At 38.5% G+C, this 9,755-nt stretch carries 8 protein-coding genes; 2 read left to right on the forward strand and 6 right to left on the reverse strand.

What is annotated here, in order from left to right:
• The 3 genes from tnpB to KS419_RS15745 all read right to left on the reverse strand — a co-directional run.
• Positions 1-916 (reverse strand): IS200/IS605 family element RNA-guided endonuclease TnpB (gene tnpB / locus KS419_RS15735; RefSeq protein WP_217066103.1); only part of this gene is annotated, 916 nt, incomplete at its 3' end.
• A 10-nt stretch (positions 917-926) separates the two neighbouring features.
• Positions 927-1,325, reverse strand: coding sequence for an IS200/IS605 family transposase (gene tnpA, locus KS419_RS15740; RefSeq protein ID WP_217066102.1), 399 nt, complete (start codon positions 1,323-1,325; stop codon positions 927-929).
• A gap of 664 nt (positions 1,326-1,989) precedes the next feature.
• On the reverse strand, positions 1,990-2,652 hold the full coding sequence (locus tag KS419_RS15745; protein WP_217067355.1) for a potassium channel family protein: 663 nt from the start codon (positions 2,650-2,652) through the stop codon (positions 1,990-1,992).
• Between the two features lie 343 nt (positions 2,653-2,995).
• Between KS419_RS15745 and KS419_RS15750 the strand changes: the two genes are divergently transcribed.
• On the forward strand, positions 2,996-3,301 hold the full coding sequence (locus tag KS419_RS15750; RefSeq protein ID WP_217067356.1) for a transposase: 306 nt from the start codon (positions 2,996-2,998) through the stop codon (positions 3,299-3,301).
• Positions 3,302-3,391: 90 nt separating this feature from the next.
• On the opposite strand, the gene KS419_RS15755 is transcribed toward KS419_RS15750, so the two are convergent.
• The gene (locus KS419_RS15755; RefSeq protein ID WP_217067357.1) at positions 3,392-3,724 is read right to left on the reverse strand and encodes a hypothetical protein; all 333 of its coding nucleotides are present in this window, start codon (positions 3,722-3,724) and stop codon (positions 3,392-3,394) included.
• A gap of 508 nt (positions 3,725-4,232) precedes the next feature.
• On the opposite strand from KS419_RS15755, the gene KS419_RS15760 reads away from it, so the two are divergent.
• Positions 4,233-8,144, forward strand: coding sequence for a 5'-nucleotidase C-terminal domain-containing protein (locus KS419_RS15760; protein WP_246594208.1), 3,912 nt, complete (start codon positions 4,233-4,235; stop codon positions 8,142-8,144).
• A gap of 213 nt (positions 8,145-8,357) precedes the next feature.
• On the opposite strand, the gene KS419_RS15765 is transcribed toward KS419_RS15760, so the two are convergent.
• The gene (locus KS419_RS15765) at positions 8,358-9,353 is read right to left on the reverse strand and encodes a hypothetical protein (RefSeq protein ID WP_217067358.1); all 996 of its coding nucleotides are present in this window, start codon (positions 9,351-9,353) and stop codon (positions 8,358-8,360) included.
• 187 nt (positions 9,354-9,540) lie between these two features.
• The coding region (locus tag KS419_RS15770) for a zinc ribbon domain-containing protein (protein ID WP_217065473.1) at positions 9,541-9,755 on the reverse strand (215 nt) is incomplete at its 5' end.

The following is a 9,755-nucleotide window of genomic DNA, read 5'->3' on the forward strand; positions in this document are numbered from 1 at the left end:
ATTTAGTTACAAAGGCAGACCATGATACATCAGAGATTGATTTTGCTAATTTATGATTGCGTAACATTCCTTTGGTGTTCAAGTCTTCGATACAGACAATATCGTGGTTTTTGATTATTTCTGTACTTAACTTGTTAAGAAAATCGTCACGTTGGTTCATTACTCTCTCATGCAATCTAGCAACTTTTCGCTTTTGTTTCTGATAGTTTTTTGCATCAAGAAGGTTAATATTATTGTTTTTAGCATTTAACGCACGTCTTGAAAGTTTTCGCTGTTCACGTTTTAGTTTCTTTTCCATTTTTGATGTGAATTTATTATTGTCAATCTTGCGACCATCAGAAAGAATGGCAAAGTCAGTGATACCTAAGTCTATACCAATAGATAATTCCGTTTTCTCCAATGGTTGCACTTCTATTTCTGCAAGAATTGATACAAAGTATTTACCACTAGGATTTCGTCTAACAGTAGCATTAAGGATACGACCATGTACTTCACGACTTTTGGCAAAGCGAACAAGACCAAGTTTCGGCAATTTGATTTTGTTGTCTACAATGGTAATGTTATTGTTTGTTTCTTTAGTCGTGTAGGATTGTACTTTATTCTTTTTAGACTTGAAGCGTGGAGCTTTATTTTGTTTCTTGAAGAATCGAGTATAAGAATCAGCAAGGTTTTTCAGTGAGGATTGAAGGGCAATGCTATCAACTTCTTTTAACCATACTAATTCCTTTTTTAATTGTGTTAATTCAGCAGAACAAGAATTGTAAGTTAATCCTTTGCCAGTTTCTTTGAATGTATCGTTCCATTGCCCTAAAAAGCGATTATATACAAAACGACTACATCCTATTGTTTTAGCAATTAAGATTTCCTGTTCTTTGGTTGGATAGATACGAAATTTGTACGCTTTGTTGACTAACATTGTTTTCACCTCACTTTAGACCTTGATTTTCAATGTACTTTTTAACTACATCGATTGGAGATCCACCAGTAGTTAGTAAGCAAAAACTTCTCGACCAAAACATTTCTTTCCATAGCTTTTTTCTTATTTGTGGGAAGTCACGTTTTATCAGACGAGAACTTGCACTTTTATAAGCATTTATGAACTTTGACAATTCTGTATTAGGGTGTGCTTTGAACAAGATGTGAATATGGTCTTTATCATGATTCCATTCGACTAGGGAGATATTATATTTCTCGCCTAGCTTTACAAACATATCCTTAGCATAGTCAGATACTTTATCATCAAAGACTTCTCTGCGATATTTTACAACTAGCACAAGATGGTAATACATTAAGAATACTGAATGATTATTACTGTCCAATTTCATTGCATTATCAGCCTTTCTCTTATCTAAGACTGATTATATCAATAAGGTATGAAGTGGGCAACAAAAAGCCTTTAGGCTATCGCCTAACCGACATTCATCTCCCCCTTATCGTTGGGCTTCGCCCTTCACACGATTGAAGAGGGAGTCTTCTGTCGGAAAATGATAAAATGGCTTTTTCTTTTTTTCTTGAACAACTTTTTCCATTTCCACGACATTTCCTCCTAATATAATAGTATTTATAAATTACATTTACTGCCGTAGTTAAGGTTTCGAACGTTCGTTCTAATATTGATCCGTAGAAAAGACAATGGTCCATGGGAAATCTTTTTAATGTAAGATTTCATTACTTTTTGAGTCATTTGCATATGGGTTACTAATATGTTAATGATCTTGAGGTGTTAGTTGATCTTGAGAGGGTAAACATGGAAGTAAAATTGCGGAATTATTCGAGTAAAACCTAAGGCTCACAATGTATTATATAACTTTCACCGTTCACTAGGAATAGTGTTCGATAAAAATTACATTTTCTGTAACATTTATAATTTAAAAGTACTTCCTGCATTATAAATTTATTAAATCTCCCCACGCCGACAAAATAAAACTTTGACCAAATAAACGTGGAGGAGAAAGCCTACACTTTTTCAATACATCATCGTATTCATACTTACATCACCTGATCTTCGAACCTTTTAATGTCCTCATTATGTCCAATTACAATAAGCAGATCACCTTTACCAATTTGATAATCCGGTGATGGGGAAATATCTATATTATCTCCCTTCTTAATAGCTAAAATGGTTACTCCGAACCTAGCCCGCACATTTAGTTTTATTAAGGTTTTCCCTTCTAATTTAGCAGTAGCGATAAGTTCCACAATACTATACTCCTCGGACAATTCAATATAATCAATCACATTTTCATCGGACATCTGTTGCGCAATTCGTTTTCCCATATCAGTTTCCGGATGTACAACTTTATCTGCACCTATTTTTTCAAGCACTTTATGATGATAATAATTTCTCGCTTTCACACATACGTTATTCACACCCATTTCCTTGAGCAGAAGGGTTGTTAATATACTAGCCTGAATATTGTCTCCAATCGCAACCACTACGTTTTCAAAGTTGCGTACTCCTAATGAACGGAGTGTCGATTCATCAGTGGAATCTCCAACAACCGCATGAGTTGCATATCTAGCATAATCATTTACTTTTTGTTCGTCCATATCCATTGCAAGAACTTCATTACCTAACTTAATCAATTCCTTACATACACTGCCGCCGAACCTGCCGAGGCCAATGACAACAAACTGTTTTTTGTCCGCCATCACATCCATCTCCTTATGAACAAAATAAAAAACAATCTAAAACCGAACGGTCCTTAAAGAAGACCTATCTCTTCGCTTCATACTATTCCTTGTTTAAGATTCACACCAATACAAGAAGTATGCATAAACGCCTATGTGTCTTCCTTTGCTAGTATTTCATAGAAAAATATCCGTCGGGCAAAACGCCGCGTCCTGTGGCATGCCCCATATTAGGATGTCCTGTCCGTTGCTCGGGTCCAGCACCACGTTAAAAAACTTACATATACCTTTCACAACAAGCTTCCTCCACCTTCGTATAAGCTTCTCCTTTCTTGCTTAGACTAAAGATAAAAAGGTGACTACCATGAAAATCCTTCTAGTTTTAAGTAGTATTGCAGTACCAACCATCATGATCATACTGAGTCAAAAATCAAAACTCTTTCAAGTCTCTTTCGACCTGCTCGCCATACTTTCTGCACTCATATTCGGCAACATCTCTGCCACTTCTATCCATGAAATTCTTATTGACGATACCGTGTTTATGACCAACATACACGGCATCTTTCTCAATCCATTTTTTCTTGCGACCGGGGCATATCTTGGGGTGTATACCTTGTATCTCCTTATACTCCGTGTAAAAGCAGCCTTTCTGGATGACAACACTTTATAAAACCAAAAAAAGCAGCTATTAAACATTAGCTACTTTAATGCGGAATACAGATTACACCTTGAGGAAACTGTTCCTACCATAAATCTCACCCTACTGGCGAAACAATCTTTGTACCTTACGCTTCCAGCCCGTTCCCACCAACTGCCTCCGAGCCTGTTTTCGCAACATCGCCAACAAGATCGATGCGTCAGGCAACACATAAAAACAGTATCCTTCCCCGGAATAATTAGGAACCACCCGGATGAAACCCTTCGCCTCTAGCCTGCGAATCTCATCACTAATATCACTACAGACAACTGTATGATCCGAGTTGGAATCCCTGATCATATCAAACAAAACGCTTTTCTGCTTGCCCCGTAAACCATTAATTGCCCCGTAGAGACCCCCTTCCTCCACAGACAACAAATCCTCGTCCACTTTCATCCAACTCACACTCCTAAATTATATTCATACTATTCACATAGCACATTCGGTATAACGAACGGAATAAGCAAAAAAAATGCTAGTACAAATTCCCGTTGAATTGTTCTCTATTAAGAATTAGGTTAATTATATCCCCTCCTCTCACGTTTTTCAAGGTTTCTTTTGGAAAAAAATGTTCCTTTCTCTGTTCAAAAAGAGCGGGGTTCTTTCCAACTCATCAGTCACTGGTCACTTTCCCCCGCCATCCCTTCATGAATTATCTTTCCCGGCATTCATAATCCATACATGATTTATAAAGTACTTAATACGGCCTTAACTGTTCCTTAAATAACAATTGGTAGAGTTATGGTGAGTTCCCCCTCAATATCCCTATTGATCTCTTTGATTCTTTCATAAGCTGTTGGACAAGCCTTACACTATCCATTATCCACCACATATTGCGATTCATCTTTCATTGTCAACGTTTCATTGATTTCAATAGGGATAAAAACTAATTAGGAGGTTACACATGTTTCTGAAAAAAAGCTGGTCAAAAGGAATCATTTATCTCATGGTTCTGACATTAGTTGTTTCCACCATTCTACCTGGAATGCCAGTGGCTGCAAACGAAATGGAAAACAGTGTTTTAACAATAACAGAAGCGATTGAGAACAATGATGGAACAGCGACAGTGGAAGGGTATGTTGTAGGACATACTGTCGGCACTGGGAATTTTAATTTCGAAGCTCCTTTTACAAATGACTATAATTTAATTTTGGCCGACGATCCTACAGAACGAGATAGTGAAAACTTTTTACTTGTTCAAATCGCTTCTGATTTCCGAGATGATTTTGGATTAGAATCCAATCCAGACATTATAGGCGAACAAATACTTGTAAGTGGCAAATTAGAGGCTTATTTTAGTCAACCTGGACTTAAAACACCAACGAACATGGAATTCACTAACGAGGATTCGACACCACCTTCAGAACCTGACACTCCAGATATTACTTCCATTGCAGAAGTACGCACCATGACGGCAGGGGATGAAGTAACGGTTCAAGGAGTTGTTACTTCTACACCTGGTTCTTGGGGCGGAAGTGGATTTTTCCTTCAAGATGAAACCGCCGGCACATATGCCTTTGAATTTAACAATGTTAACCGGGGGGATGAAGTCCGCTTCACAGGAACGATTGGAGAATTTAATGGTGAATTTCAATTAAGCGATTTAAAGGAATTAACAGTAATTGGTGAAGGAGTTCTTCCAGAGCCTATCGTCATTACACCTGCACAACTAAACGATTCTGTTCAAGGACAACTAGTGACATTAGAAAGTGTGACGATTGGTAATTTAAACGAGGTAAACTCTCATGGTACATTTGAATTCGACGCCGACTTAGGGAATGAATCCGTTTTAGTACGAGTTGATAATCGTACAGGTCTTGCCTACAGCGACTTTTCATTTGAAAACGGTGATGTGGTAGATGTAACAGGTCCAGCCAGCGTATTTAATGGAACTTACCAGTTAAAACCACGTGGTGCCGATGATATTGTTCTAACTGACGACACACGAACTCCGGATCCTGTTGATCCTCCACGGGATGATTTATTGGATTTAACGATTCTTCACACTAACGATATTCATTCAAGAATCGACGACTTAGGAAAAGCAGCAACATATATAAATAGTCATAGGGATGCCGCAGAAAACTCCCTTTACTTAGATGCAGGTGATATATTCAGTGGATCACCGGTTAACGACATTAACCTTGGTGAGCCGATCATCGATATTTTAAACGAAATGAAATTGGATGCATTAGTTATCGGTAACCATGAATTTGATTACGGTCAAGATGTTTTTGCCGAAAGAGTATTGCAGTCAGAATTTCCATGGCTCAGCGCAAACATGACAGTAGATCAGGATATTCCAATTGAACAGCCAGATCCTTATACGATCTTTGAGTTTGGAGAGTTTGATGTAGCTGTCTTTAGCTTAACTCAAAACCCTCCAGCGACAGCACCTAGTGGTGTGGTGGGAATCGAGTTTCACGATTATGTGGAAACGGCACTTGCTTACCAAGAGGAACTAGAGGCAAATGCAGATATCATTATTGCTTTGACCCATATCGGTTATGGGGATGACAGAAGTCTTGCCGAAGAAGTAGATTACTTTGATGTTATCATCGGGGGACATACCCATACGGTTTTAAACACACCGCAAGTAGTTAACGGAACACCAATTGCGCAGGCAGGCGGCTATGGAAGCCATGTTGGGAGATTAAATCTTTCAATCGATCCTGACACAAAAGAAGTGGTTGACGTTTCTGGTGGGTTACAAACTATAGGTGACTTAACGGATACAGACTCTAGCGTTCAAGCTATTATAGATGACTGGAATGAACAGATGGATGAGATTCTAAACATCGTCATCGGAGAAACGGATACAGGTTTATCCCGTGACGGGCGTTATGATCAAGATGTTTCACTGGGTAACTTCTGGACGGATGCCATGGCATTCGCAGCAGATGCAGATATTGCCTTTACCAATAATGGAGGAATCCGGGATTCCATTGCATCAGGGGACGTTACCATTGGTGATATTTATCGTATTGAACCTTTCGATAATCAAGTTATGCTTATTGAAATGACCGGAGAAGCGATTAAGAATGTCATTGAATACTCATTTTCCCGGGGGGGAAGGAACCAAATTGACCTTCAATCATCTGGGCTACACTATACCATTTTAACTAATGCAAGCGGACAATACTCTGACGCAGTATTAGAGTTGGATGGGACACCGTTAGAAATGACTGAAACGTATCATGTTGCCGTACCAGATTATATCGGGACTGGCGGTTCAGGCTATGATTTCGAAGGTGATGTTCTCTATAATGAGGTAACTCCAATGACTACTGCGATGATAGACTATGCAGAGTTTTTAACTGGTCAAGGAGAGAAACTAAATTATTATTCGGAAGGACGCATTTCCATTGAAGTTGACCCTAATGCAGGTGGTCCTGATGGAGATGTTATCGGCTCGACTGTAAATGGCTTATTCAGTTCAAATAAGTCTTTCATGGATGTGGGAATCGGAAACCTCTATGCAGACGCCATCCGAGCAAAAGGTAACACAGACATCGGTCTTCTTAATGGCAGCTCCGTAACAGGGAATATCCCTCCAGGATTAATCACTGCTGAACAAATAGAAGCATTAGATGTGTATGAAAATCAAGTCGTGATTGTGGAGACAACTGGTGCAAAATTAAAGGAAATGATTTTAGCCCAGTCAAACTATCACAGAACAGTAGATATACAGACATCAGGCTTACACTACATCTTGGTGAAGGGAGAAGGGTCACAAACATTCAGTGATGTAATCCTTTATCTAGAAGACGGAACTCCAGTCGCCGATGAGGATGAGTTTACAGTAGCTTACAATGACTTTATGCATAACGGCGGTCATTACACATTAAGTAACGAAACACTGGAATATGACGCTGGATTGGTTTGGGAGGCAGTCATTGATTATGTACAAGCACAAGTCAACCCAGTCGACTATGTAGAAGGAGAACGAATTCAAGTACAAATTCATTCCCGACCTACAGTAGAGGATTCCAAGGTTGTGATAAGTGATGGAGAAGTAAATCAAACCATTTCAAGAAGTACTTTCGTCATCGACCTTCATGCTAGTGAATTTGAAGGAATCTCTGAACTCTTTTTCTCTGCCTCTCAGATTAGTACTTTAAAAGGGAATCAGGCGATGATACATCTTCAAACAAGCACTGTTTCCATGCTAATTCCAGCTGCTCTCTTCGGTACAGGAGATGTCACTCTCGCCTTTGAAGAAGTGAATCCAGCTGAATTAAATGAGAATTCCCTTGATGAAATTGGTCAGCTTGTCAGTGATATTTATAACTTTACAATTGTCCAAGATGGTGAGTTATTATCTGATTTCGGTGACTATTTCATTACCCTTCATCTACCTGTTAAGGAAGACTTAATTGATGATGTGGAAAAAGTAAGTGTGCATCATTTAAAAGAGGAAGAAAGCCACTGGGAAAATATTGGGGGATCACTATCTAATGGCTTTATGACAGCTGAAACAAACCACTTTAGCCTATTTGCCGTATTGGAAGTAGACGAAGAATTGGAAGAACCGGTTATTCCCGGTCAACCTGTTGATCCGACACACCCAGTCACTCCGGGTCTACCAGATTCTGATGATCATGACGATGACTCCGAGTCCTCTGAAGATGGAGATAAGACTAGTAAAGAATCTGACCAAGATGAAACAGGAAAAAATGAATTAGACAAATCTGATAAAGATAAAAGACTACCAGACACAGCTACTAATTCTTATAACTGGATTGTTGCTGGAATTCTACTCCTTTTAGTGGGTACAGCAATATTAGTAGGAAATCGACGCAGAATATTTGTCTAACAAACAAGTTTTGAAAAAAGTAGATAGAGAGGCCATCCCAAAAAGTCATTAGAAGTTGACTAATAGAGGGAGGCCTCTCTATTATTTACTGCTTTTTCTATTTAAAGAGATAGTTACAGGACATCTTATTAGGACACTATCAATAGCTTAAACAGATGAATTTATTTAATCCATTGATGATGTTTGGAACGAACTGAAATAGTGATACAAAAATCAATTAAATGCATAATAAATCAATATCCACAAGTTCCCAATGATAGTGAAGCTTGCCATAAACAGAAGCGAGAAATAAAACGGGCGTATCCACATTCGGATTGACCTTTTTAATTTGTCATCATCCATTTCCGTTAACGTACTGTTTTTTCGAAAATAGAGGATGAGAAATCCAAAGAAAAACAAGAGTCCCATGAGAATTGTGGACATCAGCACAGTAATGTGGGGTATACTCGGTGCCCTTCTGACCCCTTCAAACCCCATATAAATAAAAATGAGCGGGATAAAAGTGGTAGCTGCATAGATAATATAATATTTTGAAGTAATACCCCTTTGTTTTTCCAACACGTCGTTAGCCGATGAACCATTCTCCCCTCTCTCCATATTCTTTTTAATCGCTATTAGCATTCTCTTCGTAAATATCGTAGCAAAAACAACCGTAAGCAAAGAAGCGAGGAAAAATAGGAAAGTAGGATGGACAATTTGATAGAACCAGTCGTCTACTAATTGATATTCAGATCCTGTTTGCTCACGATTATAATAATACATGTAACCATTGATCAAAATCCCTATTGACGGAAAAATGGCCAGTTTAAAAAGTAATTGATTCACTGACTTCCAAATCAACTTCCTGGACTGCTCATTTACTACATTAACCAAGATGTAAACTTGTTTTCCAAACAGGATTAATCCTCCACCAACCCACAAGAATAACAAATATAAGTTAAAGTTGGTTATAAGAACATGGGCTTCTGCGGCTTTTGCATGGTCAACTACACTGATAATGATCACCATGGCAATACCCATGAAAACGAAGCTTGAAAGATGATAAGGTTCTTTCAAATAATTTATTTGTTTCATGTCTATTGCTCTAGTTGGATCTGTTGGGAGGATACTAGGAATCTTCCTTATGATCCGAAAATAATTGAATGTCTGGGCGAGAACGGCTATGGTTGCGGCTAATGCTAAAAACCAGGATGGGTGCAATTCGGACAAGTATGTACTTCCTCTCTATACTGTAGTGTCAATCTTTGAACTACTCACCACTTAACACCCTTTCGGGTTGTTAGAAGTGGGAGATTCTTGGGAATAGAGCGTACTTGTTAGCGTATTTCTTTGCCAACAGAGGTTTCTCTTATTGACCAAGCTATCCCCGTAGATTCCTACGGTTCTATTTTTTTGTTTAAGCCAAAACTAAGGTTCTTAAACCTTCGGCTAGGATATTTTTGCTGGCATTTATATCTCTATCGTGATGTTCGTTGCAAACAGGACAAGTCCAATCCCTTATTTCAAGAGATTTCTTGCCATCTTGATGTCCACAATCGGAACATATTTGACTAGACGGAAACCATCTGCTTATTTTCACGATTGTTTTACCATACCATTTCGCTTTGTATT

The sequence above is a fragment of the Evansella tamaricis genome (assembly GCF_019042215.1).
GTDB classification, from domain to species: Bacteria; Bacillota; Bacilli; order Bacillales; family Salisediminibacteriaceae; genus Evansella; species Evansella tamaricis.